The 22,066-nt window shown below is 30.1% G+C and carries 24 protein-coding genes and 8 tRNA genes; 28 read left to right on the forward strand and 4 right to left on the reverse strand.

What is annotated here, in order from left to right; genetic code table 11:
- Nucleotides 1-35 precede the first annotated feature (35 nt).
- From HMPREF2782_RS08515 to HMPREF2782_RS08560, 10 genes are all read left to right on the forward strand, one after another.
- Nucleotides 36-111: transfer RNA gene (locus HMPREF2782_RS08515), tRNA-Gln, on the forward strand.
- Between the two features lie 4 nt (nucleotides 112-115).
- Nucleotides 116-191 (forward strand) — tRNA-Lys (locus tag HMPREF2782_RS08520).
- Nucleotides 192-197: 6 nt separating this feature from the next.
- A tRNA-Ser gene (locus HMPREF2782_RS08525) sits at nucleotides 198-288 on the forward strand.
- 30 nt (nucleotides 289-318) lie between these two features.
- A tRNA-Ser gene (locus tag HMPREF2782_RS08530) sits at nucleotides 319-412 on the forward strand.
- 3 nt (nucleotides 413-415) lie between these two features.
- Nucleotides 416-491 (forward strand) — tRNA-Phe (locus tag HMPREF2782_RS08535).
- An 88-nt stretch (nucleotides 492-579) separates the two neighbouring features.
- A tRNA-Trp gene (locus HMPREF2782_RS08540) sits at nucleotides 580-655 on the forward strand.
- A gap of 16 nt (nucleotides 656-671) precedes the next feature.
- A tRNA-Ile gene (locus HMPREF2782_RS08545) sits at nucleotides 672-748 on the forward strand.
- Between the two features lie 65 nt (nucleotides 749-813).
- Nucleotides 814-890: transfer RNA gene (locus tag HMPREF2782_RS08550), tRNA-Ile, on the forward strand.
- 522 nt (nucleotides 891-1,412) lie between these two features.
- Complete coding sequence (gene trkA / locus HMPREF2782_RS08555; RefSeq protein ID WP_070642363.1) at nucleotides 1,413-2,780, forward strand: Trk system potassium transporter TrkA; 1,368 nt, start codon at nucleotides 1,413-1,415, stop codon at nucleotides 2,778-2,780.
- Nucleotides 2,781-2,782: 2 nt separating this feature from the next.
- Nucleotides 2,783-4,243, forward strand: a complete 1,461-nt coding sequence (locus HMPREF2782_RS08560; RefSeq protein ID WP_070642365.1) for a TrkH family potassium uptake protein — start codon at nucleotides 2,783-2,785, stop codon at nucleotides 4,241-4,243.
- A gap of 52 nt (nucleotides 4,244-4,295) precedes the next feature.
- Here the strand turns inward: HMPREF2782_RS08560 and HMPREF2782_RS08565 are convergent, their stop codons facing one another.
- Nucleotides 4,296-4,979: a DUF554 domain-containing protein gene (locus HMPREF2782_RS08565; protein WP_019118299.1), complete on the reverse strand. Its 684-nt coding sequence runs from the start codon at nucleotides 4,977-4,979 to the stop codon at nucleotides 4,296-4,298.
- A gap of 277 nt (nucleotides 4,980-5,256) precedes the next feature.
- On the opposite strand from HMPREF2782_RS08565, the gene thiD reads away from it, so the two are divergent.
- Entirely contained in the window at nucleotides 5,257-6,066 is an 810-nt protein-coding gene (gene thiD / locus HMPREF2782_RS08570; RefSeq protein WP_070642366.1) for a bifunctional hydroxymethylpyrimidine kinase/phosphomethylpyrimidine kinase, read from the forward strand.
- Nucleotides 6,067-6,160: 94 nt separating this feature from the next.
- On the opposite strand, the gene HMPREF2782_RS08575 is transcribed toward thiD, so the two are convergent.
- Complete coding sequence (locus HMPREF2782_RS08575; RefSeq protein ID WP_261668847.1) at nucleotides 6,161-7,045, reverse strand: helix-turn-helix domain-containing protein; 885 nt, start codon at nucleotides 7,043-7,045, stop codon at nucleotides 6,161-6,163.
- A gap of 234 nt (nucleotides 7,046-7,279) precedes the next feature.
- On the opposite strand from HMPREF2782_RS08575, the gene HMPREF2782_RS08580 reads away from it, so the two are divergent.
- The 11 genes from HMPREF2782_RS08580 to HMPREF2782_RS08625 all read left to right on the forward strand — a co-directional run bounded on the left by HMPREF2782_RS08580 (nucleotide 7,280) and on the right by HMPREF2782_RS08625 (nucleotide 12,882).
- Nucleotides 7,280-7,744 (forward strand): DUF6568 family protein, encoded by a 465-nt coding sequence (locus HMPREF2782_RS08580; protein ID WP_070642370.1) that lies wholly within the window; start codon nucleotides 7,280-7,282, stop codon nucleotides 7,742-7,744.
- A gap of 217 nt (nucleotides 7,745-7,961) precedes the next feature.
- Complete coding sequence (rplM, locus tag HMPREF2782_RS08585; protein WP_004837978.1) at nucleotides 7,962-8,402, forward strand: 50S ribosomal protein L13; 441 nt, start codon at nucleotides 7,962-7,964, stop codon at nucleotides 8,400-8,402.
- Between the two features lie 11 nt (nucleotides 8,403-8,413).
- Nucleotides 8,414-8,806: a 30S ribosomal protein S9 gene (rpsI, locus tag HMPREF2782_RS08590; RefSeq protein WP_070642373.1), complete on the forward strand. Its 393-nt coding sequence runs from the start codon at nucleotides 8,414-8,416 to the stop codon at nucleotides 8,804-8,806.
- Between the two features lie 177 nt (nucleotides 8,807-8,983).
- Nucleotides 8,984-9,541: a chromate transporter gene (locus tag HMPREF2782_RS08595; RefSeq protein ID WP_019118296.1), complete on the forward strand. Its 558-nt coding sequence runs from the start codon at nucleotides 8,984-8,986 to the stop codon at nucleotides 9,539-9,541.
- Entirely contained in the window at nucleotides 9,535-10,089 is a 555-nt protein-coding gene (locus HMPREF2782_RS08600; RefSeq protein WP_070642375.1) for a chromate transporter, read from the forward strand. Before HMPREF2782_RS08595 ends, HMPREF2782_RS08600 begins: the two co-directional genes overlap by 7 nt.
- Nucleotides 10,090-10,095: 6 nt before the next feature.
- Nucleotides 10,096-10,725 carry an epoxyqueuosine reductase QueH gene (locus HMPREF2782_RS08605; RefSeq protein WP_070642378.1) on the forward strand — a complete coding sequence of 210 codons (630 nt, stop codon included), beginning with the start codon at nucleotides 10,096-10,098 and terminating at the stop codon, nucleotides 10,723-10,725.
- A 49-nt stretch (nucleotides 10,726-10,774) separates the two neighbouring features.
- On the forward strand, nucleotides 10,775-11,068 hold the full coding sequence (locus HMPREF2782_RS08610) for a hypothetical protein (RefSeq protein ID WP_004837984.1): 294 nt from the start codon (nucleotides 10,775-10,777) through the stop codon (nucleotides 11,066-11,068).
- Nucleotides 11,068-11,553 (forward strand): ferritin, encoded by a 486-nt coding sequence (locus tag HMPREF2782_RS08615; RefSeq protein WP_070642380.1) that lies wholly within the window; start codon nucleotides 11,068-11,070, stop codon nucleotides 11,551-11,553. The genes HMPREF2782_RS08610 and HMPREF2782_RS08615 overlap by 1 nt, the downstream gene beginning before the upstream one ends.
- 48 nt (nucleotides 11,554-11,601) lie before the next feature.
- Nucleotides 11,602-12,303 carry an aldose epimerase family protein gene (locus tag HMPREF2782_RS08620; protein ID WP_070642383.1) on the forward strand — a complete coding sequence of 234 codons (702 nt, stop codon included), beginning with the start codon at nucleotides 11,602-11,604 and terminating at the stop codon, nucleotides 12,301-12,303.
- A gap of 161 nt (nucleotides 12,304-12,464) precedes the next feature.
- On the forward strand, nucleotides 12,465-12,638 hold the full coding sequence (locus HMPREF2782_RS09540) for a hypothetical protein (RefSeq protein ID WP_180363000.1): 174 nt from the start codon (nucleotides 12,465-12,467) through the stop codon (nucleotides 12,636-12,638).
- A gap of 10 nt (nucleotides 12,639-12,648) precedes the next feature.
- On the forward strand, nucleotides 12,649-12,882 hold the full coding sequence (locus tag HMPREF2782_RS08625) for a hypothetical protein (RefSeq protein ID WP_070642386.1): 234 nt from the start codon (nucleotides 12,649-12,651) through the stop codon (nucleotides 12,880-12,882).
- A gap of 46 nt (nucleotides 12,883-12,928) precedes the next feature.
- Here the strand turns inward: HMPREF2782_RS08625 and HMPREF2782_RS08630 are convergent, their stop codons facing one another.
- Nucleotides 12,929-13,747 (reverse strand): Cof-type HAD-IIB family hydrolase, encoded by an 819-nt coding sequence (locus HMPREF2782_RS08630; protein ID WP_070642388.1) that lies wholly within the window; start codon nucleotides 13,745-13,747, stop codon nucleotides 12,929-12,931.
- Between the two features lie 312 nt (nucleotides 13,748-14,059).
- Nucleotides 14,060-14,290, reverse strand: coding sequence for a glutaredoxin family protein (locus tag HMPREF2782_RS08635; protein ID WP_004837992.1), 231 nt, complete (start codon nucleotides 14,288-14,290; stop codon nucleotides 14,060-14,062).
- 81 nt (nucleotides 14,291-14,371) lie between these two features.
- On the opposite strand from HMPREF2782_RS08635, the gene srtB reads away from it, so the two are divergent.
- The 6 genes from srtB to HMPREF2782_RS08660 all read left to right on the forward strand — a co-directional run.
- Entirely contained in the window at nucleotides 14,372-15,142 is a 771-nt protein-coding gene (gene srtB / locus HMPREF2782_RS08640; RefSeq protein ID WP_070642390.1) for a class B sortase, read from the forward strand.
- Between the two features lie 8 nt (nucleotides 15,143-15,150).
- Complete coding sequence (locus HMPREF2782_RS08645; RefSeq protein WP_070642392.1) at nucleotides 15,151-16,056, forward strand: DNA-3-methyladenine glycosylase family protein; 906 nt, start codon at nucleotides 15,151-15,153, stop codon at nucleotides 16,054-16,056.
- Nucleotides 16,057-16,139: 83 nt separating this feature from the next.
- Nucleotides 16,140-16,421 carry a co-chaperone GroES gene (locus tag HMPREF2782_RS08650; protein ID WP_070642395.1) on the forward strand — a complete coding sequence of 94 codons (282 nt, stop codon included), beginning with the start codon at nucleotides 16,140-16,142 and terminating at the stop codon, nucleotides 16,419-16,421.
- Between the two features lie 9 nt (nucleotides 16,422-16,430).
- On the forward strand, nucleotides 16,431-18,047 hold the full coding sequence (gene groL, locus HMPREF2782_RS08655; protein ID WP_070642398.1) for a chaperonin GroEL: 1,617 nt from the start codon (nucleotides 16,431-16,433) through the stop codon (nucleotides 18,045-18,047).
- A 459-nt stretch (nucleotides 18,048-18,506) separates the two neighbouring features.
- Nucleotides 18,507-18,839 carry a hypothetical protein gene (locus tag HMPREF2782_RS09735; protein WP_261668862.1) on the forward strand — a complete coding sequence of 111 codons (333 nt, stop codon included), beginning with the start codon at nucleotides 18,507-18,509 and terminating at the stop codon, nucleotides 18,837-18,839.
- Nucleotides 18,840-18,916: 77 nt separating this feature from the next.
- Nucleotides 18,917-22,066: InlB B-repeat-containing protein (locus tag HMPREF2782_RS08660; RefSeq protein ID WP_261668871.1), on the forward strand; the 3,150-nt coding region annotated here is incomplete at its 3' end.

A 22,066-nucleotide genomic window follows, 5' to 3' on the forward strand; every position in this document is an offset into this window, starting at 1 on the left:
TGTCAGAGGTTCGACTCCTCTCAGGCGCGCCATGTTGGGATATAGCCAAGTCGGTAAGGCACCAGACTTTGACTCTGGTATGCGTAGGTTCGAGTCCTGCTATCCCAGCCAATTTGATCCATTAGCTCAGTCGGTAGAGCACTTGACTTTTAATCAAGGTGTCCGGAGTTCGAATCTCCGATGGGTCACCACAATATGGAGAGGTACCGAAGCGGTCATAACGGGGCGGTCTTGAAAACCGTTAGAGTCTTACGGCTCACAAGGGTTCGAATCCCTTCCTCTCCGCCAAATAAAAAATCAATTTCTATATTGATTTTTGGAGAAGTACTCAAGTGGCTGAAGAGGCTCCCCTGCTAAGGGAGTAGATCCTTTCAAAAGGGATGCGAGGGTTCAAATCCCTCCTTCTCCGCCATATGCCCAGATAGCTCAGTCGGTAGAGCAGGGGACTGAAAATCCCCGTGTCGGTGGTTCGATTCCGCCTCTGGGCACCAAAATAGCCCGTCTAGTTTATGAAAATTATTTTGTTTTCATATATAGGACATTATCATTTATTTTATTTTTTAGGATATTTGATTTAATAGGGGTTTAGTTCAGTTGGTAGAACGTCGGTCTCCAAAACCGGATGTCACGGGTTCAAGTCCTGTAACCCCTGCCATTTAAATTTTATATATGGACCTGTAGCTCAGCAGGTTAGAGCGCACGCCTGATAAGCGTGAGGTCGGTAGTTCGAGTCTACTCAGGTCCACCAAAAACAAACCTAATTATGAATTTATTTCATAAAATTTTTTTATTAAAAATTATAAGGTTTTGTTTGGGCCTCTAGCTCAGTCGGTTAGAGCGCCCGGCTCATAACCGGTAGGTCCAGGGTTCGAGTCCCTGGAGGCCCACCAGATTTAACACCAATCTTTTGATTGGTGTTTTTCTTATGAAAAAATTTTTTTGAATTTGGATTGTAATTTTTATGAGTCTATAATAAATCGTGTTGGTAAGAGTTGATAATATTTTTCTGATGTGATTTTACTAAGAACATTTTTATCTATAATTATGTCTTTGGTATTTTTTAATTTTTATTGGCTATATGATCTTAAATATTTTCTATTTATATATGTATTTTAAAATGTTTAGCTGATAGGTTAAGGATTTTATATTTTAATATTTAAAGATTTTGAAAATTTATTTGTTTACGTGTAAAGATAAATCTAAATGAATTGATTTTTGATTTCGAAAGTTTTTATTTTTTAGTTTAAGCATCTGTTATTTTAATTTTCCTGTATTCTAATGTTAAAATATTTTCTATTTTTTAATTTTTAATTATATATTTTTTTATTTTCCATAACTTTGACAAATTTACTTTGTTTTTTTTTCTAGTTATTATACAATGTTATTAGGTATTTCTACCTTTAGGAGGATTTATGAATGTTATTATTGTAGGTGCTGGTAAGGTTGGTTCTTATCTTACTAGCAAGCTCTCTGATGAGGGGCACAATATTTTAGTTATAGAGAAAAACAAGGACGTTTTGGAAAGATTGTTAGCTCAAAACGATGTTATGGGGATTTTGGGCGATGGTCGTGATCTTGCTGTTCTTGATGAGGCTAATGTGGATGAGTGCGATGCTTTTATTGCAATGACTTTTAATGATGATGTTAATTTGATTTCGTCTATGATTGCTAAGAAAAAGGGTGCTAAATCTACTATTGTTAGGCTTCGTGATCCTAGATATATTAAATATGATGAATTTATGAGAAAAACCATGGGTGTTGATAGGCTTGTAAATCCTGAGTATTATGCTGCTAAGGAAATTCAAAGGACTTTGAAATATACTTATGCTGTTAATGTGGAAAATTTCTTGGATTCTAAGGTTATTTTGATTGAGCTTGAAATTGATGAAAATTCTAAACTTGCTAATAAGTCTTTGATGGATCTTAATGCTGAGGGACTTTTGGGAAATACGATTATTGTTATTGGGGAGAAAGATGATCAGGTTGTTATTCCTAATGGTAATCATATTCTTGAAGTTGGCGAAAAAATTTATGTTGCAGGTCCTAGGGAAGATATTGATAAATTTTATAAAAGACAAGTTGATAATAAGAAGTCTATCAAAAATGTTTTGATTGTTGGTGGGGGTTCTATTGCTCTTAATCTTTCTGAACTTTTGCTTAAAAGAAATTTCAATGTTACTGTCTTGGAAAATAATAAGGAAAGGGCGATTGATTTTTCTGAAAGACTTCCTGAATGTGAAGTAATCAATGCTGATGGCTCTGATCCCGAAATTCTTGATGAGGTAAGAATTGAAAATTATGATGCTGTGGTTGCTCTTACTGGAATTGATGAGGAAAATATTTTGATTTCTCTTCTTGCTAAAAAAAGAGGAATTGACAAAATCATTGCTAAAGTAAATAGGACTCAACTTCTTAAAATTACAGGTATTCTTGATGTTGATACGACTGTTACTCCAAAAAAATCTGCTTCTTTTTTTGTTTCTAGACTTTTGAGATCTAAGGAAAATTCTAGGGGAGAATCTATTTCTAATTTGTTTAGATTGTCTGATGACAGGGTTGAGGCAATTGATTTTACTGTGATTGAAAATTCTAAGGTTACTGGAAAGAAATTGAAGGATTTAAATGTAAAGGCTAATACTTTGATTGTTGGTATATCAAGGCAAAATTTGGGTGGCAAAATCGAAGTTGCAAACGGAGAAAGTACAATTGAACTTGGCGATAGAGTTATGGTTGTAACTAAAAATAAAGATTTTAAAGAAATTGACGATATATTGGAGTAGGCATGAATTTAAAAATTGTAAAATATTCACTTGGAAAACTTTTAATAGTTCTTGCAGGGCTTTTGATTTTACCATTGATTGTGGCTTTTATTTACGGCGAAAGCTTTGCGGATAAAATCAATTTTGTAATTCCTATTATTGTTTCTTTAATTTTTGGAATTATTCTTAGCAAAAGAGGAGATAATAAATCCCACCTATATACAAAAGAGGCTATGTTTATAACTGCGTCAACTTGGGTTTTGTTTTCCTTGATAGGAGCTATTCCTTTGTTTTTGACAAAATCTAATTATAATGGCTACATAGATGCTTTTTTTGAAATGGTATCGGGTTTTACAACTTCTGGTGCATCAGTTGCTATTAATGTGGAACTTTTGCCACATTCTATAATTTTTTGGAGGTCTTTGTCCCACTTTGTTGGTGGTATGGGAATTTTGGTATTTACCTTGGCGATTTTGCCAAATTCAAACAAGGAATCATCTCTTTTGATGCAAAGCGAAGTCCCTGGACCAACTTTTGGTAAAATCACCCCAAAACTTTCTGATACGGCTAGAAATTTGTATGGAATGTATATAGTTTTGACAATAATTACAGTAATACTTCTTCTTTTTGGTGGAATGAATTTATTTGAATCAATAATTCACGCTTTTGGAGCTGCTGGAACGGGAGGATTTTCTAATAAAGGAATTTCGATTGGTGCATATAATTCAAGATATATAGAAATGGTACTTGCGATTATGATGGCAGTTTTTGGAGTGAACTTTAATATTTATTTTTATGCTGTGACAAAGAATGTAAGAGAAGCAGTTAAAAGTGAAGAATTAAAATGGTATATAGCAATTATTTTGATAGCATCAGGACTTATTTTTGCAAATATAGTTACCCTTTATAAAGATGTCTTTTATTCATTTGTAAATTCTATTTTTACTGTATCTTCAATAATTACAACAACAGGATATGTTTCAGCAGATTTTGGAACTTGGCCCTTATTTTCTAAATCTGTAATAATAATGCTAATGTTTATAGGCGGATGTGCAGGTTCAACAGCGGGAGGACTCAAGGTTTCAAGATTTGTGATTCTTGTAAAGGGTGGAATTAATCAAATAAAAGAGTCCATGAATCCAAAAAAAATAACAATAAACAGGATGGATAGAAAAAAAGTAGATGCCCAAACAGAAAGATCTGTTTTAAAATATTTGGTAATATATATAATGCTCTTTATTGTTTTGTTTATGATAGTATCATTAGATATGGATGATTTTGAAACAGCTTTTGCAGCAGTTTCAACAACTTTCAATAACGTAGGACCAGGGCTTGGAGCATTTGGACCAATAACGACCTTTGCCGAAATGACAAATTTATCAAAATTTGTTCTAACCATAGCCATGCTTTTGGGAAGATTAGAAATATTCCCAATGCTTTTACTTTTGTATCCATCAACCTATAGAAAATTGAGAAATAAATAAAAAAATAATCCTATTTTGTGTAAGTGCAAAATAGGATTTTTAATTTAATCAATCAAAATAAAGTTGTAATCAGTCCGTAAATAATAGGAATCAAAATAGCGGGAATAGAATTTACTATTTTAATATCAACCAAATCCAACATTGAAAGGCCGATAGCAATTATGCTAAGACCACCAACTCCAGAAATATTATCAAGAATTTCCTTGGTTAAAATTGGAGAAATAAGACCTGATAAAATTACTATTAGCCCTTGATAAACCAAAATTGGAATTGCACCAAAAGCAACGCCAAGTCCCAAACTTTGAGCCATAAAAAATACAGTAACACCATCAATCATCGACTTTAGCAAAAGAATTTCATTATTAGAATTAACAGAAGCTTCAATTGAGCCGATAATTCCCATACTACCAACACATAAAATTAAAGTAGCATTAATAAAAGCCTTTGGGAAAGTAGATCTTTTATTTTCAGAAAAAAGTCTGCCCAAAAAATAAGCAAAACTATTTAATTTATCGTCCAATTTTAAATAATTTCCAATAATTAAACCGATAACTATAGAAATAATTACAACTAAACTATCTCCTTTTCTTGCAGAATTCATACCAGTAACCATTATTAAAATTGCAAGAAATTTCATCATATCATTTTTTAATCTATCAGAAAAATGATTTCCAGCTTTTGCTCCCAAAAAACCTAAAATCAAAACAGAAATAGCGTTAATAAAAACTCCAAACATAAAAAACCTTCTTTACATATTATTCTGTTAAATTATATCAAAGCTCTGAAATAATTGCAAAAAAGCCATAAAAGGGCTAAAGAAAATTGACAAAATTACGCCTTTGACCTATCATAATAAAAGAAAAATCTATAAAAAGATTAATTGATATAAAATTTTTTTTATTTTTATATAGAAAAATAATTAGAGAAAAACGATTTATTAATTAGGTTTCTACGATTATTTGAAAAATAAAATATGAAATAATATTCATTTTTGACAAAAGAAAGGAAATATTATGAAAATTGGATTGACCATAGCAGGAAGTGACTCATCAGGTGGAGCTGGAATTCAAGCTGATATAAAAACTATGACACTAAACGGAGTGTATGCAGAAAGTGCAATCACTGCCCTAACTGCCCAAAATACCACGGGAGTTTTGTCGGTTTTAGACTCAAGCCCACAATTTTTAAAAGACCAGCTGGATATGATATTTGATGATATTTACCCAGATAGCGTAAAAATTGGAATGGTTTCAAATTCTGATTTGATTTTAGTTATAGGAGAAAAATTAAAAGAAAAAAAAGCAAAAAATATTGTAATAGACCCAGTGATGGTTGCAACAAGCGGAGCAAAATTATTAAAAGATGATGCAATAAAAGTTTTAAAAAACGAACTTTTGCCATTAGCAGATCTTATAACACCAAATATTCCCGAAGGCGAAATTTTATCGGGGATAAAAATAAATGATGAAAAAGATATGCAAAAAGCTGGAAAAATTATCTCTGAAAAATACAATTGTGCTTGCCTATTAAAAGGCGGACACAAAATAAATGATGCTAATGATTATTTGTTTGAAAATGGAAAAGGCACTTGGTTTAAGGGAAAGAGAATAAATAATCCAAATACCCACGGGACAGGTTGTACTCTTTCATCAGCCATTGCAGCAAATCTTGCCAAAGGCTATGATATGGAAAATTCAATAAAAATGGCAAAAGAATTTTTGTCAAACGCTCTTTTGGATATGCTAGATTTGGGCAAAGGCTCAGGTCCGATGAACCATGCCTTTGACATAAAAGATTCTTATAAAAAATTATGTGAAAAGTAAAAGTGGATTTGATTTTGTATTTTTGTTAAAAAGTTTTACCTTTTTTATTGGCAAATTAAAATTAAAGAATAAAAAAGGTAAAACTTATTTTTTATCAAGTATTATATTTTTCATAATAGTTCTTGGCTTGTTCAAATTTATTTATTAAATTATAATTTTTAGCAAGGCTTGCTATTAAAATTGCCTTGTCATAGTCTTCTTTATAATCCATATTTTTAAGTCTTTTGTACAAAGCTCTAGTGAAATACAAAATAGGATTAGGAATTTTATTTCTAATTAAAAAATAAGAAATAGCATCATTTATTATCTCTGGACATTTTTCATAATCTTCTAAAATTATATAAGCATTAGTTAAGTTTAAGCTGATAATAGGGAATAATGATGAATCTTTGTTGGTTTTATCATATACAAAATTAAGTAAATCAAGATATTTTTTGTTATCAATGTTTGTATAAGTCATAGCTATATCCATTAAAATTCTTAATTCAAATATAGAAAAAGATTGTATTTTGAAGTTATCATATTTATTAGTAAAAGAATTTAAAGCTTTTATTAGAATCTCTCTTTCTTCTGATTTTGATAAGTCTTCATTCATTGATTTAAGAAATAAAATAACTTGCTTACATGAAGTTTTGATAAATTCAATATCAGTAAAATCTTTGAGATAAATAATTATTTTTTCTTCATCATCAAAAGGTAATTTATTTTCTACCTTATCAATTATTTTTTCAAAAGTTTCATTGAAAATCAAGTAATCTTTTAGACTAGAATTCAAATAGTCTTTTATAAAATCGTGATTTAAGATATATGATATTTTATAGAGAGTAGAAAAAGAAGGCTCATTAATACCATTTTCTATACGACTTATAGTTTTTCTGTCTATATTAGCTTCAATAGATAAATCTAGTTGACTAATTTTTCTATTTTTTCTAACTTCTTTGATTTTTTTAGCTAATATTGTTAAGTCATAATTCTTCAAAATATTTTCCTCCAAATGTACCATATATGCCGTTGTTTTAATCTTATTATAGACAATATAATTAAGATAATCAATAGCAAAGGAGGGGGAAAGAAAATGTTTGCCGAGTTGTCAAATTTTAGTCGAATCCCGTATTTTTGAAAAAGTATTAAGTATAAATTATAGAGAATAATGATATTGTAATTATCGATTTGAAAATAATTGTGATATATAAATTAATGATAGGAGAAAAAAATGAAAAAAAGGAATTTGATTATTATTTTATCTTTAATAGTATTTATACTTATAGGGATTTTTAGTCAGAAAGCCAAAGAGAAAGCTGAAAAAGAAAGAGAAATAAAAAATTATGAGTCTAGTGTTTCGAAATATGAAGAAATAACAGACTTACAATTCCTAAATAATGATAAAAGTCTAGAAGGTTTTGTATTTATAGGAAGAAAAACTTGCTCATCATGTCGATTATTTGTAAAAGTCATCAATGAAATTACTTCTGAAAAAGAAATAAATATAAAATATTTTGATACAGATAAATATAGGAACTCAAAATATTATGATGAAATATTAGAAAAATATCAAATAGATCAAGTACCTTATATGGTATTGGTAAAAGAAGATGGTAGTTTTGAAACTTTTGACAAAAAAAATATTGATAAAGGCGAATTATTTAAAGATTGGTTAATAAAAAATAAGGAAAAATAAAATTAAAAAAATTCCAATTTAAAAAGGCGAAAAAATAGACAAAAAGCTTGACAAAAACACGATTTCGGTGTATTATAATTTGGTATGAAAAAAGTTCCAAATACTTTTGACATAATCGCAGATCCTGAGGGCGATTCATAAATGTCAGGACGAGTAAAGCCGCCACCTATCCGAGCGGTGTCAAAATAGATAGGCAAAATATTTAAGGAGGAACTTGATGAAAAATCAAAAGACATATGTACCAACAAAGTCAACAATTGAACCAAAATGGTATGTAGTTGATGCAACTGACATGGTTTTAGGTAGACTTGCAAGCCAAGTTGCAGCAATTATTAGAGGAAAACACAAACCAACATTTACTCCAAACATGGACACAGGTGACTATGTAATAGTAGTAAATGCTGAAAAAGTCGTTCTTACTGGAAACAAAGAATACCAAAAAGAATACAAAAGATATTCTGGATATGCAGGTGGATTAAAAACTACAACTTATCAAGATATGATGGACAAACATCCAGAAAGAATTGTAGAACACGCTGTAGTAGGTATGCTTCCACACAACAAATTAGGTAGACAAATGGCCAAAAAACTTAGGGTTTATGTAGGTGAAAATCACAATCACGAAGCTCAAAACCCAGAAGTTTTGGACTTAAAGTAAGGAGGACTTAGATGGCAGATATTATATATCAAGCTACAGGTAGAAGAAAAACTTCAGTAGCAAGAGTTACAATGAAACCAGGTAGCGGAGAATTAAAAGTTAATGGAAGAGATCTTGATGATTATTTTTCTTATGATACATTAAAAATCATAGCAAAAGCACCATTAAAATTAACAGAAAATGAATCAACTTATGATATTAAAGTTAATGTACAAGGTGGAGGATTTAACGGACAAGCCGGAGCAATAAGACACGCTATAGCAAGAGCTTTACTAGAAGTAAATCCTGAATATAGACAAGCTCTAAAAAGAGCAGGTTTTCTTACAAGAGACCCAAGGAAAAAAGAAAGATACAAATACGGTCAAAAGAAAGCAAGAAAATCTTCACAATTCTCAAAAAGATAAGAAGAATTTTACAAACAAGGAATTTTTATTCCTTGTTTTTTTGTGGGAAAAATTATAAGATTTTTTTCATCAAATAAATTTATTTATTTTAGCTTGAGATAAATTCTAAATTTTTTATTTTCAAAAATTTTTACTACGAAAAATCTATAGTAAAATGTAAGGAGAAAGGACCTTAGTATGGATTTTAAAAAGTTATTTAAATTATTTTTGCACACACTTTATTTGTCTGCCTTTACTTTTGGCGGGGGTTATGTGATTTTATCTTTGATGGAATCTACTTTTGTAAAAAAATTGGGATGGATTAATAAGGAAGAGATGCTTGATATGACGGCTATTGCTCAATCTGCTCCAGGGGCTGTGGCTATTAACGCATCAATTTCTGTTGGTTATAAATTATTTGGCTTTGTTGGTGCCTTGGTTGCAACTTTAGGGACTCTTATTCCGCCTCTTGTAATTATTTCTGTAATTTCTTATTTTTATAATGCTTTTATTTCTAATAAATATATTGCTTTGATTTTAAAAGGAATGCAGGCAGGTGTTGGGGCTTTGATTATTAATGTTGTGATTGATATGACAAAAGATGTAATTATTGGCAAGGGATTTTTGATTTATGGAATATTTTTTATTTCTTTTGTCTTGAATGTTTTCTTTGATGTAAATATTATTTATATTATAACTGGACTTATCTTATTTGGTCTTATTTACTCTTTTGTTGAAAGGAAAAAAATATGCTAATTAAATTATTTATAAGTTTTTTTAAGGTCGGACTTTTTTCTTTTGGAGGTGGCTATGCTGCTCTTCCTCTTATTCAAGAAGAGGTTGTGAATTTAAATTCTTGGCTTAGTATAAGTGAATTTAATAATTTAATTACAATCAGTCAAATGACTCCGGGCCCAATTGCTATTAATTCTGCATCTTTTGTTGGGACAAGGGTTTATGGTTTAAGTGGGGCGATTGTTGCAAGTCTTGGTTGCGTGACTCCTTCTTTTATAATTGTAGGGACTATTTCTTATTTTTATAATAAGTATAGAAAGCTTGATTCGATGCAAAGTGTTTTGGGATTTTTGAGACCTACTGTTGTGTCTATGATTTTGGCTGCTGGGATTGATATATTAAAAACTGCTTTTTTTGATGTAAATAAAATTTCTTTTGAAAATCTTGATATTAGTATGGTTATTCTGTTTTTTTTGATGCTTTTAGCTATTAGAAAGACAAAAATCGACCCTATAATTTTGATGCTTGGTTCTGGTTTTATATATCTTTGTATAAATTTAATTTTGTGAGGTTTTATGGGAAAAATTAATTATAATTTGAAAATGGAAGAGATAATTAAAAGTATAAAAAAAGAGGAAAAAAAACCAAGGCTTTTACTTCAAGTTTGCTGTGCTCCATGTTCTTCAAGTGTTTTAACACGTTTGAGAGAATATTTTGATATAGATATTTACTATTACAATCCAAATATTTATCCAGCAAATGAGCTTAACAAAAGAGTTGAAACTGTAAAAGAGCTTGTGGATGAAATGGATCTTGATTCAAAGGTTATTTTTCCTGAAAATAATCCTGAAGATTTTTATAAATTTGTGGAAAATCGAAAAAATGATCACGAAGGTGGAGATTCTTGTTATAAGTGTTACCAATTAAGGCTTGAAAAATCTGCCAAGTATGCAAAAGAAAATTCTTATGATTATTTTACGACAACTCTTTCGATTTCTCCCTACAAAAATTCAACTTGGCTTAATGAAATTGGAGAAAAATTAGAGGAAGAATATGGGATAAAATATTTGTATTCAGACTTTAAGAAGAAAAATGGCTACAAGGATTCGATAGACCTTTCAAAAAAATATAATTTATATAGGCAAGATTATTGTGGTTGTGTATTTTCATTTAAAGAAATGCAGGAGAAAAAACACGAAAAATAAATGTTATTTTTATCTTACTTTGGGTAATTTTATATAAGGAGAGATAATTATGGCTGATGTATTACTGATAAAAAATTTAAATGAAGACCAATTAAATAGTAAAAGTCTAATACCTGTAACATTTCAAACAAATATAAGCGATAAAGACAAGCTTGTAAATATTTTTAATGTTTTGAAAGATAAAAAATTAGTCGAAAATAAAAAACTAGGGATAAAAAAATCTTCAATTACCTTAGAATTATTCTCTTCAAATATAACAGAAGTAATAAAAGAATTGATAAAAAATGATTTTATGATATATGGGGTATATATATTGTATGATAATTATTTAGGAGGAAAATAATGAGTGAAAAATTACTAGATATGATTAACGAACAAATGAATTTTGAATTACAATCAGCTTATGAATACAAAGCAATGCAAATATATGCTGATGATGAAGAATTCGAAGGATTTGCACATTGGTATGGTCATCAAGTTAGAGAAGAAATTGAACATGCAGAAAAAATGACCAAATTCTTACAAGAAGTAGGATATAAACCAGTTTATAAAACACTAGAAGCACCAAATACAGAATTCAAAGATCTTCTAGACGTTGCAAAACAAGCTTTAGCACACGAAAAAGAAGTTACAAAAAGAATTCATGAAATAGCAAAAGCTGCAAGAGATGAAGGAGACGAAAGAGTAATTTCATTTATCCAATGGTATGTTGATGAACAAATCGAAGAAGAAGATACATTCAACAAATTAATCACAAGATTAGAAAGAATAAATGGAAATTACGGTGGCCTTTACCTACTTGATGGCCAACTTGCACACAGAGGATAAAAAATAAGGCCAAGTTTAAGCTTGGTCTTTTTTGTAAGAAAAAATAATATGAAAATAAATTTAAAAGAAAAAAATATGGAGCTTACAGTAAATACATATGGGGCTTACATAGAAAAATTTACCAAAGAAAAAAAGCCTATATTTTTCCCAAAACTTCTTATAAAAATTAAAAATGAATTGAAAACAAGAGGAGGTATGCATCCATGCCTTCCAAATTTTGGAAAAAGTGAAATAAAAAAATTAGACCAACATGGATTTGGAAGAATTTCGTTTTGGGATATAGAAGAAAAAACTGAAAATTCAGTAAAATTAAAATTAGAAGGCAAGGGAGAATACGAAAAATCCACCTATTATATAAAATACAAATTAGAAGATGCATCGCTTTTTGTAGAACTAGAAATAATAAATAATTCAAAGGAAAATTTGCCAATAGCTCCCGGCTTTCATCCGTATTTTTACGTAGACAAAAATTTTAAAATAAAAAATCTAGACTTAGAAAAAATAGATTTAGAAAAAACATATTTTTTAAAAGAAAAAAAAGCAAGCATAGAAAGCAAATACTACAATATTGATATAGAAAATAATAATTTCCAAGAATTTGCAATATGGACAGATTTTCACGGAGATTATTTGTGCCTAGAACCCTGCCTAAACGGCCCAAGTTTTACAAAAAAAATAAACAATCCCTATATCCTAAAAGCAAAAGAAAAATTCAAAGAAAATTTTACAATAACAATAAAAGAAAAATAGCCAGCTAGGCTATTTTTTATTTTTGAAAAAATAGATAAAATAAAGATTTATAACAAAAATAAATATAATTCAATAAAATCTAATCAAAAAATTAAATAAATTAAAATAAAACTTGAAAAATATAAAAAGCAAGTATAATAAAAATAAGATAGGAGGAAATTATGAACCAACAAGCAGAAAAAGTACTAAGAGTTTTTGTATTAGCCATAATAGCAACAATTATATTAAAACTTTTGGGAGTAGCAATAAATATAATCGTATCCGTAGTAATACCCTTACTTGTTATATATTTCCTATACAAAGTTTTGATAAAAAAAGAAGACATATTTAGATAAAGGTAAAAAAATGAAAGATAAAAATCAAATTATAAAAATAATCCTAGGAACTTTAGGCATAATTCTAGGATTTAAAATATTAAAAATAATATTTTCAATAATATTTGCCCTACTAATACCAATTTTTATAGGAGGAGGACTAATCCTTATCCCAATCTTACTTTTAATAATTCCTATAGGAATATTATCAGCGATAGGATACGCTATCTACAAATTTTTCCTAAAAGAAAAATCTGTGTGGTAAAAAATAACCCAAAATCAAAAAAAGATTTTGGGTTATTTTTTTAAATTTATATTTCGTTAAAAACAAATTTTTCTATTGCCTCTCCTACTGCGCCTTGGTTATTTGTTGCTTTTGTTGTGTATTTTGATATGTCTTTTAATAAAAGATGGGCGTTTTGGACTGCGGCGGAATAGCCTGCTTCTTCTAGCATTTCTTTGTCGTTGTAATTATCTCCTATTGTTAGGACGTTTTCCATTCCTATCCCATAGTGAGCGCACAATTTTTCTAGGGCTTTTGCCTTGTTTACATTTTTTCTGTTTATTTCCATGAAGGTATCTGATGAGTAGGAGATTGAAATATCCCAATTGCATATTCTTGCTATATCTTCTTCTAGGCTCATTAAATAGTTTAGGTTGGAATTTTTTATTATTACTTTTACTATTATTTCTTTATCTAGATTTTTAATATCTTTTGCTTTTTGGACAAATTTGTAGATTTTTTTGTCGTAATTTCCTTCTACTTCATTTCCGTTTGCAAAAACATAGCAGTGTTTATCGGTATAAATTTCAAAGTGTACTCCTACTTCGTTGCAATAATCAGAAATTTCAACTGCTTTTTTGTAATCTATTGGGGATGCTTCTACAACTTTTTTTGTTACATTGTCCATTATTATCCCACCATTACAAAGGATTGAAAATCTATCTTCTTTTACATTATCGATTTGCTCTAGTATATCAAATAGTTGGTAGGGGCCACGACCTGTTGCTGTTGTAATTATTATTCCCATTTCTTGGGCTTTTTTTATAGCGTCTATATTTCTTTTGTGAATGGTCTTATCGTCTGATAAGAGGGTTTCGTCGCAATCTGTTGCTATTAATTTTATCATAAACTCTCCTTTCTAACTTTATACCCAAAGTCTTTTTTTATTTTGTAAATTTTAAATATAAAAAAACGTGCATTTAAAATACACGCCAAACTGTTAAAAAGTGTTCAAATCCTCATGCAAAGAATATCATACGGAAAAAATTGCTTTGATTTCAAATTTTAAAATTCGTGAAAAAATCGCATTGTCTGAGCGTTAGCGAGTTTGCGATTTTAGAATTTTGGAATTTAGAAATCAACAATTTTTGAAGTCCGATATTCGTGCTTGAGGATTTGTTTACGCTATGATGTGTATTAAAAACACACGCCTAAAAATTTATTTGTTTTTTAAAAATTCAATTATATCATTTGATTCGTACATGTATTCTCCATCATGGAAAAGACATGGCACTTGTCTTTTGCCGCCTTTTTCGATTAATTCTTTCATAGCGTCTCTATCTTCATTTATATTTACTATTTGAATTTCTATATTATTTTCTTCCATAAAATTTTCAACTTTCCTGCAGTGAGGACAAGCTGTTCCTACAAACAATTTATATTCTGACATATATTCTCCTTAAAATAAATTTCAAAATTTTTCCATTTTATATTATTATACTAATAGAAAGGAAGTTTTAAAGGTGAAAAAATGAAAGATAAGATTTTAAAATTTATAAGGCTTATTCTTGTTATAGTTATAATTGTATGTTTATTTCTTCTTGGTAGAAGGGGATATGACTATTATAAAAATTATAAAAATAACAAACATATATCAGATATAGTAAAAAATGTTGAGAAAGATCAAAGTAAAAATGACTCAAATGATAATTTAGATGATTTTGAAAAATTAGAAAAGAAGTATATGGCTATTTTGAAAAAATTGCAAAAAGAAAATTCTGATATTGTTGCTTTTTTGGAAATTCCAGGAACTTATATTTCTTATCCGATTTTTCAAGCTAAGGACAATAATTTTTATTTAAGAAAGGGTATAGATAAAAATTATGATATAGCTGGTTCTATTTTTATGGATTATATGAATGATCCTAAAATGAATGATGACAATAGTGTAATATATGGACATCATTTGGATGATATAAAATCAATGTTTACAGGTCTTGATGGATATAGAAAAAATGATTTTGCTCAAAGCCACAGAACAATATATATTACAACAAATGAAGGTTTAAGAGAATATCAAGTTTTTGCAGCTTATGGTATTCCATCAAATTATGATTATAGGACTTTGGATTTTGAAGATAAAGAGGAAAAACTTAAATATTTTGACAAGTTAAAATCAAATTCTGAAAATGAACTTGAAACTCGTGATTTTAAGGAAGATGATACCATAATTACCCTATCAACTTGCCAATACGATTATAAGGACCAAAGACTTGCAGTCCATGCCCTAAGAATAAAGTAAGGAAAAAAATGAATAGATATATAGAAGAAAATAAAAATAAATTAAATTTAAAAAATGAAAAGGGGCAATTGATTTTTTACCATGAATCTTTTGACCCGAAAGATATTTTTACCTGCGGCCAATGTTTTAATTTTTTTGAGGAAGAAGATGGATCATTTACTGCAGTTTTTTTGGGAAAAATTATAAATCTCAAAAAAGAAGACGACAAGATAATTATAGACAATGTAAGTGAAGAAGAATTTTATGATATTTTCTACGATTATTTTGACCTTGGTGTAGATTATGGAAAAATAAAAGAAAAAATTTCTGTAGATGAAATTTTAAAAGAGGCTACAGAATATGGGGCGGGAATTAGGATTTTAAATCAAGAATTTTTTGAAACCCTAATTTCTTTTATAATTTCAGCCAACAACCAAATCCCTAGAATTAAAAAAGCTGTGAGAATAATTTCTGAAATGTATGGAGATTATATTGGAGAATATAAAGGAAGAAAATATTATTCTTTCCCAAGTCCTGAACAACTATCCAAGGCAAGGCCAGAAGATTTAAGAGAAAAGGCAAGGGTTGGTTTTCGTGATAAAAGGATAGTTGAAACGGCAAATATAATCAATGAGGGATTTTTTGACTTTGAAAAAGATATAAAAATGCCTACAGAAGATTTAAGGAAAAAACTCCAAGAACTCCCAGGAGTTGGACCAAAAGTTGCCGATTGTATTTTGCTTTTTGCCTTTCACAAAAGAGAAACTTTTCCGGTTGATGTTTGGATAAAAAGAGTTATGGAATTTTTATTTATAAAAGAAGAAGTTCCAAAAAAACAAATTTCTGCCTATGCCGACAAATATTTTGGGGAAAATGCAGGTTATGTCCAACAATATTTGTTCTATTATGGCAGAGAAAATTCAATCGGCAAATAAAACTTGCATTATTTTAAATTACTTGTATATTTAAATTAGAGCTTAGCAGTCAAAGATAAAGAGTGCTAAAAGGAGGAAATAAAATGAACTTAAAACCAATCGGTGAAAGAGTAGTTATAAAAAAATTAGAAGCAGAAAAGAAAACCCAATCTGGCATAGTTTTACCAGAATCTGCCCAAGAAAAACCACAATACGCAGAAGTTGTTGCAATTAGTAGTGATATTTTAAACGATAAAGACAAAAAAGATTCCTTAAAAGAAGGAGATAAGGTTATTTATTCCCAATATGCAGGAACTGATGTAAAAATAGACGGCGAAAATTACGTAGTATTAGCATACAAAGACGTATTAGCAGTAGTAGAATAGGAGAAAATTATGGCAAAAGATATAAATTATGGAAAAAGTGCAAGAGATGGTCTTGAAAGAGGAATTGATAAATTAGCAAATGCTGTAAAAGTTACTCTAGGACCAAAAGGAAGAAATGTAGTTTTAGATAAATCTTACGGAGCACCAACAATCACAAACGATGGTGTAACAATTGCCCAAGAAATAGAACTTGAAGATAGGTTTGAAAATATGGGAGCTCAACTTGTAAAAGAAGTTGCAACAAAAACAAATGACGTAGCAGGAGATGGAACAACAACTGCAACAGTCCTTGCCCAAGCAATTATAAAAGAAGGACTTAAAAATTTGGCTGCAGGAGCAAATCCAGTAGTTTTAAATAAGGGACTTAAAAAAGCAAGTAGTGAAGTTGTTTCTTACATCAAAGAATCTTCAAAAGAAGTAGAAGATAAAAAAGCAATTGAACAAGTAGGAACAATCTCATCAGCAGATCCAGAAATTGGTAAATTTATTGCAGATGCTATGGAAAAAGTAGGAAATGATGGAGTAATCACAGTAGAAGAATCCAAAACAACAGACACCTACCTTGATGTAGTAGAAGGAATGCAATTTGACAAGGGATATTTGTCCCCATACATGGCAACAGACAATGAAAAAATGGTAGCAGACCTTGACGATCCATATATACTTGTAACAGACAAGAAAATTTCAAATATTCAAGAAATCTTACCACTACTTGAAGAAATTGTTCAATCATCAAAACCACTATTAATAATTGCAGATGATGTAGATGGAGAAGCTTTAACAACATTAGTATTAAATAAACTAAGAGGAACTTTCAACGTAGTTGCAGTAAAAGCACCAGGCTATGGCGATAGAAGAAAAGAAATGCTTCAAGATATAGCAATTCTTACAGGTTCAAAAGTAATTTCAGAAGACTTATCAATGGAATTAAAAGAAGCTACAATTGAAGATCTTGGTTCAGCTAAAAAAGTAAAAGTTGACAAAGACCACACAGTAATTGTAGAAGGAAAAGGCGACAAAGAAGCCTTGGCTGAAAGAGTAGAAAAAATCAAAGGTCAAATCGAAGCAAGTGACTCAGAATACGACAAAGAAAAATACCAAGAAAGAGTAGCAAAACTTGCAGGCGGAGTTGCAGTAATAAACGTAGGAGCTGCAACAGAAACAGAAATGCAAGATAAAAAATACAGAATCGAAGATGCCCTATCAGCAACAAGAGCCGCAGTAGAAGAAGGAATAGTTGCAGGTGGTGGAACGGTTCTAATAGAAGCAATCAAAAAAGTAGAAGCTTTAGAAGAAAAATTAGAAAATGACGAAAAAACAGGAGCAAAAATAATAGAAAAAGCTCTAGAAGCACCACTAAGACAAATCGTAGAAAATGCTGGAATGGACGGATCAGTTGTACTAGAAAATGTAAAAAAATCAGACAAAAACAACGGCTACGATGCCTACGATGATGAATACGTAAATATGTTTGAAAAAGGAATCGTAGAACCAACAAAAGTAACAAGATCAGCCCTAGAAAATGCAGTAAGTATAGCAAGCATGATTTTAACAACAGAAGCAGCTGTGGCAGATATAAAAGAAGAAAAACCAGAAATGCCACCACAAATGCCAATGGGATATTAATAAAAAATTTGCTCTTGCAAGACAATAATATTGTTTTGCAAGAGTTTTTTTATTTTTAAAATTAAATTTATAATTTTTTAAGCATTAAAATAAAAAAAGTTTTTTGAAATTTAAAGATTATAATTTACAATTGATTTATATTTATTAACAATACTATAATAAGCAAAAAAATATTTTAATAAGGTAATTATCTAGTATAAAAAAGTTTAAAAATATGATATAATTTTGTAAATGAACAAAATATAATAATTTTTTACAAGCTAATAAATTTTTTAAAAAAATTCTTGTAAAAAAATATTCAAAAACAAGTATATTTATACGGGGGGGGTAGCAATCAGTTCATTTAAAATTTGTAGGATTGTTGCACGTTAAATGTTTTTGAAAAACGTTTACAAAAACTAGCTGAAACACAAATTTGACTTGTATTTGTGATTTATGCTAATGAAAAAGAGGAGAATTATGAGAAGGGAGAATAAAAATCCAAGAAAGATTTTGTTTTCTGTATTAATCGCTATTGCTTTTGTAGTTTTAGCTGGTATTAAATTAGGTTATGCTAATATAATATCTCCAAAACAAGGAATCAATGAGTATCATTTCTATAATGACACAATAGAAAACAAAGATTCAGCTAAAGAAATACAAAAACAAATCGTTCTTGATAAAAAATCAATTTCTGATCCTGGCCATGTATTTAAAGACAAAGATAAAGTTTTATTAAAATGGCAAGATGAAGAAGGTAACGATATTAAATTTGATACGCCAATAGAAATTAAAGGTAACGACAAAAAATAATTAATGTTTACCCAGTTTTCAAAAACCAAGTAGTAATAACTTACTACATAAGTGGCAGTACAAATGATAGAGTTTATATGACTGACACCATCACTGATGCTAGTTCTTATAAATTACCAGTAGATCCTACAATTTATGATGCTAATAAATACTTCGTAAATTGGTCAGAAACTAAAGACGGAAAATCTGGTGTTTATGATGAGGAATCATTGAAAAAAGATATTGCAGCAGGAAAAACTGACATTAAACTTTATGCGATTACAGAGTTTAAACACAAGGCAACATTTATAACAGGAGACGGCGCAAGCTTCCAAGATCAAATACTTGCAGATGATGGTGGCAAGCTTGACAAAATGCCAGAAAAACCTACAAGAGCAGGCTATGAATTTAGCCATTGGTCTTTGACAGAAGATGGAGATCCTGTTGATCTTAATACTCTAGTGTTAGACAAAGACATTAATGTTTATGCTGTATGGAAACCAGTTGTAGTTGACTATAAATTTAAAGTTATGGTCCAAAATATAAATGATGATGGCTACACTTTCCATGAAATAATATCAGCAAGAGGACTTAATGGAGAAAAAACAAGCCTACCTTTTAAAGGAAGTGAAAATCCAGATCCTAAAGTTGCTCCATCTGGTCCAATAGTTGAAGATATTGCTAAGCTAACAGAAAAAGATGGTAGATTTAATGATAGCTACAACAGTAAAGACGAAAATGGACAAATGGATCACACCTATACTAATCCTCAAACCCTAGATTATTTAGGCTTCCATTTAAACGAAGAAAAAACAAAACAAGCTTTTGAAACAATAAAAGCTGATGGCAGTACAGTTGTGCCTGTCTATATGGATAGAAATGTTCATACTATATGGGTCTATAAAAATGCAAGTGGAACTAGTTATTATCAAGCTAATTGGGTCAATGCTACAGATGAAAACGGAAATATTCACGTAGATTTGCGTTACGGTCAAAGTTCTGAAACATGGTTTGACAAGCTAAATAAAGATTATATTTATTACAAGGATAAAAGCATAGGATCTTTCTATACTAAAGCCCCGGTAATGGGTGATAAAGATGTTTATATGTATAGAGTTTATGCTAAAGGTCAAGGATTCCAATTGCGTTTTGTTGAATGGGATCCAAGTAAATTTAATGCACAAATAAATAGCGGATCACTAGACCAATTGAAAGCTACTCTTGGCACCATGAAAGAAATAGGCGATAGAGTAAAATTCGAAAATACAGAACATTATGTCACTTACTACGGAAGAAATTACAGAGTATTTGAACCTAGTGATGGTATGTGGGCTAGTAAAACAAATACTTGGGTAGATGAGACTGACCATGTAGATGACATAAAAGGATTCCAACCTAAAACTGGAGATATGTCAGCTGATGGTTTGCAATCAGTAAATGTAAATAATCCTGCCTTTAGAGATTATATGTTTACTCCAAAAGGTTATGGTGGATATTTTAATTACACAGGAACAAAATATATAGATAATGGTTCTTATGTAGGTTTCTTATTCTACGAACGCAAAACTTATAATATAATTTATTACTCTGGAAATAAGAAATTAGCTTCAAATCCTTACAAATATGAAGCTGATACAAGCGATTTTGGACTTGATTATAAAATAGGAGAAACCAAAAATCCTGACAATCCTAATCAAGTATTTATGGGTTGGTATGAAGACTCATCATTTAGCGTAGAACACAAACATGAAGATGGAGCAAAAATGCCTGCTCATGACATTACAGTCTATGCAAAATGGGATTCTCGTCAATACGAAGTAACCTTCCACACCAACCAAGATGACTATAAAAAAGATATAGAAAAAATAACAGAAATTCCTGAAGATGACACTCTTTATGATGGAAAATATAAAGATGCCAAAGTTAGCGAAGAGAATTTCCCTCAACCAGTTAAGCCAAAAGACGCAACAGAATTTTTGGGTTGGTATGAGAAAAATAAAAATGGTAGATTTGTAAAAGCAAATCTTCACAAACCAATTAAAAATAATGATACTCACTTATATGCTAAGTGGAAATATGATTATTTAGAATTAAAATATGATTTGAACTTACCGGCTACTGACAAAGTTGAAGGAAAAGCTCCAACAGATTCAAACTCTTATATCAAAGATGCCAAAGCACAAGCAACAGATGTAGGAAATGTTAAAGTAAATGGTGGCAAAAAAGTTTTCGTAGGTTGGAGTGAAACAAAAGATGGTTCTAGCGGACTAATTCTACCAAGCGAAACTGTCCTAATGGATAAAAGTAAAACTTTATATGCTCAATGGAAAGAAATTCCAGATCTACCAACTACAAAAGTAACCTATGATGCAAACGGTGGAGTTGGCGACCAATATGTAGTTGAAGAAATCATTACAAATGATTCTCATAAAGTCTTAGGAAACGGCGAAGGCGAAAAAATTAATTACACCCGTGAAGGTTATGTATTTAAGGGATGGAATAGAGATAAAAACGCAACAAAAGCTGAATTCCAAAAAGATGATGAAGTTACTGTAACTAGTTTAGATGAAAGCACAAATAATTATATCTATGCTATCTGGGCTCCTATCATCAATTACACAACTGATGGTAATGGACAAGTTAAGGAAGGTGAAAACTTTGTAGATAATACAAAAGAAGAAGTCGAACTTAAATCAAATCCAAAAGGAATCGACACAAAAGCAAAAGAAGGATATAAATTTAGCCACTGGACAGCAGATAAAGAAATCACATTAAATGATGGAACAAAAATTCCGGCTGGAGAAAAAATTACTGAAGAACAATTAAAACAAGCAGTAATCACAGAACCACTTACATTCAAAGCTAATTTTGTAAAAGATCAACCTAATGAATTTAACGTAAGGCACGAATTTAAAGTTGCCAAAGATTCTCCAATAAAAGAAATGCCAGCTGAAGTAAAAGCAGCAGTTGATGCTCAACTTCCAGAAGATAAAACAGCTGAAGATGGCAGCGTTGTAACTCCTACTGCTCCAAAACAAACAACAGTAGAAGATACAGAAAACGATGGAACATGGAAATTCGAAGGCTACAAAGATCAAAATCCAGATACAAAAGATGTTGACGCAAAAGTAAACGGAGCCGATGTAAAATTCGAAGGCGAATGGAAATTCAAACCAAACGAACACAAAGTAACATACGAATACGTAAGTGGAACAAAAGGAGTAGAATTACCAGAAGCATTAAAAGCA

Source organism: Anaerococcus sp. HMSC068A02 (assembly GCF_001811125.1).
GTDB classification, from domain to species: domain Bacteria; phylum Bacillota; class Clostridia; order Tissierellales; family Peptoniphilaceae; genus Anaerococcus; species Anaerococcus vaginalis_C.

Excerpts from the sequence above, each read along its gene's own strand:
- trkA (WP_070642363.1), top strand. The coding sequence starts at position 1,413 with ATGAATGTTATTATTGTAGGTGCTGGTAAGGTTGGTTCTTATCTTACT.
- HMPREF2782_RS08560 (WP_070642365.1), top strand. The coding sequence starts at position 2,783 with ATGAATTTAAAAATTGTAAAATATTCACTTGGAAAACTTTTAATAGTT.
- HMPREF2782_RS08565 (WP_019118299.1), bottom strand. The coding sequence starts at position 4,979 with ATGTTTGGAGTTTTTATTAACGCTATTTCTGTTTTGATTTTAGGTTTT.
- thiD (WP_070642366.1), top strand. The coding sequence starts at position 5,257 with ATGAAAATTGGATTGACCATAGCAGGAAGTGACTCATCAGGTGGAGCT.
- HMPREF2782_RS08580 (WP_070642370.1), top strand. The coding sequence starts at position 7,280 with ATGAAAAAAAGGAATTTGATTATTATTTTATCTTTAATAGTATTTATA.
- rplM (WP_004837978.1), top strand. The coding sequence starts at position 7,962 with ATGAAAAATCAAAAGACATATGTACCAACAAAGTCAACAATTGAACCA.
- rpsI (WP_070642373.1), top strand. The coding sequence starts at position 8,414 with ATGGCAGATATTATATATCAAGCTACAGGTAGAAGAAAAACTTCAGTA.
- HMPREF2782_RS08595 (WP_019118296.1), top strand. The coding sequence starts at position 8,984 with ATGGATTTTAAAAAGTTATTTAAATTATTTTTGCACACACTTTATTTG.
- HMPREF2782_RS08600 (WP_070642375.1), top strand. The coding sequence starts at position 9,535 with ATGCTAATTAAATTATTTATAAGTTTTTTTAAGGTCGGACTTTTTTCT.
- HMPREF2782_RS08605 (WP_070642378.1), top strand. The coding sequence starts at position 10,096 with ATGGGAAAAATTAATTATAATTTGAAAATGGAAGAGATAATTAAAAGT.
- HMPREF2782_RS08610 (WP_004837984.1), top strand. The coding sequence starts at position 10,775 with ATGGCTGATGTATTACTGATAAAAAATTTAAATGAAGACCAATTAAAT.
- HMPREF2782_RS08615 (WP_070642380.1), top strand. The coding sequence starts at position 11,068 with ATGAGTGAAAAATTACTAGATATGATTAACGAACAAATGAATTTTGAA.
- HMPREF2782_RS08620 (WP_070642383.1), top strand. The coding sequence starts at position 11,602 with ATGAAAATAAATTTAAAAGAAAAAAATATGGAGCTTACAGTAAATACA.
- HMPREF2782_RS09540 (WP_180363000.1), top strand. The coding sequence starts at position 12,465 with ATGAACCAACAAGCAGAAAAAGTACTAAGAGTTTTTGTATTAGCCATA.
- HMPREF2782_RS08625 (WP_070642386.1), top strand. The coding sequence starts at position 12,649 with ATGAAAGATAAAAATCAAATTATAAAAATAATCCTAGGAACTTTAGGC.
- HMPREF2782_RS08630 (WP_070642388.1), bottom strand. The coding sequence starts at position 13,747 with ATGATAAAATTAATAGCAACAGATTGCGACGAAACCCTCTTATCAGAC.
- HMPREF2782_RS08635 (WP_004837992.1), bottom strand. The coding sequence starts at position 14,290 with ATGTCAGAATATAAATTGTTTGTAGGAACAGCTTGTCCTCACTGCAGG.
- srtB (WP_070642390.1), top strand. The coding sequence starts at position 14,372 with ATGAAAGATAAGATTTTAAAATTTATAAGGCTTATTCTTGTTATAGTT.
- HMPREF2782_RS08645 (WP_070642392.1), top strand. The coding sequence starts at position 15,151 with ATGAATAGATATATAGAAGAAAATAAAAATAAATTAAATTTAAAAAAT.
- HMPREF2782_RS08650 (WP_070642395.1), top strand. The coding sequence starts at position 16,140 with ATGAACTTAAAACCAATCGGTGAAAGAGTAGTTATAAAAAAATTAGAA.
- groL (WP_070642398.1), top strand. The coding sequence starts at position 16,431 with ATGGCAAAAGATATAAATTATGGAAAAAGTGCAAGAGATGGTCTTGAA.
- HMPREF2782_RS09735 (WP_261668862.1), top strand. The coding sequence starts at position 18,507 with ATGAGAAGGGAGAATAAAAATCCAAGAAAGATTTTGTTTTCTGTATTA.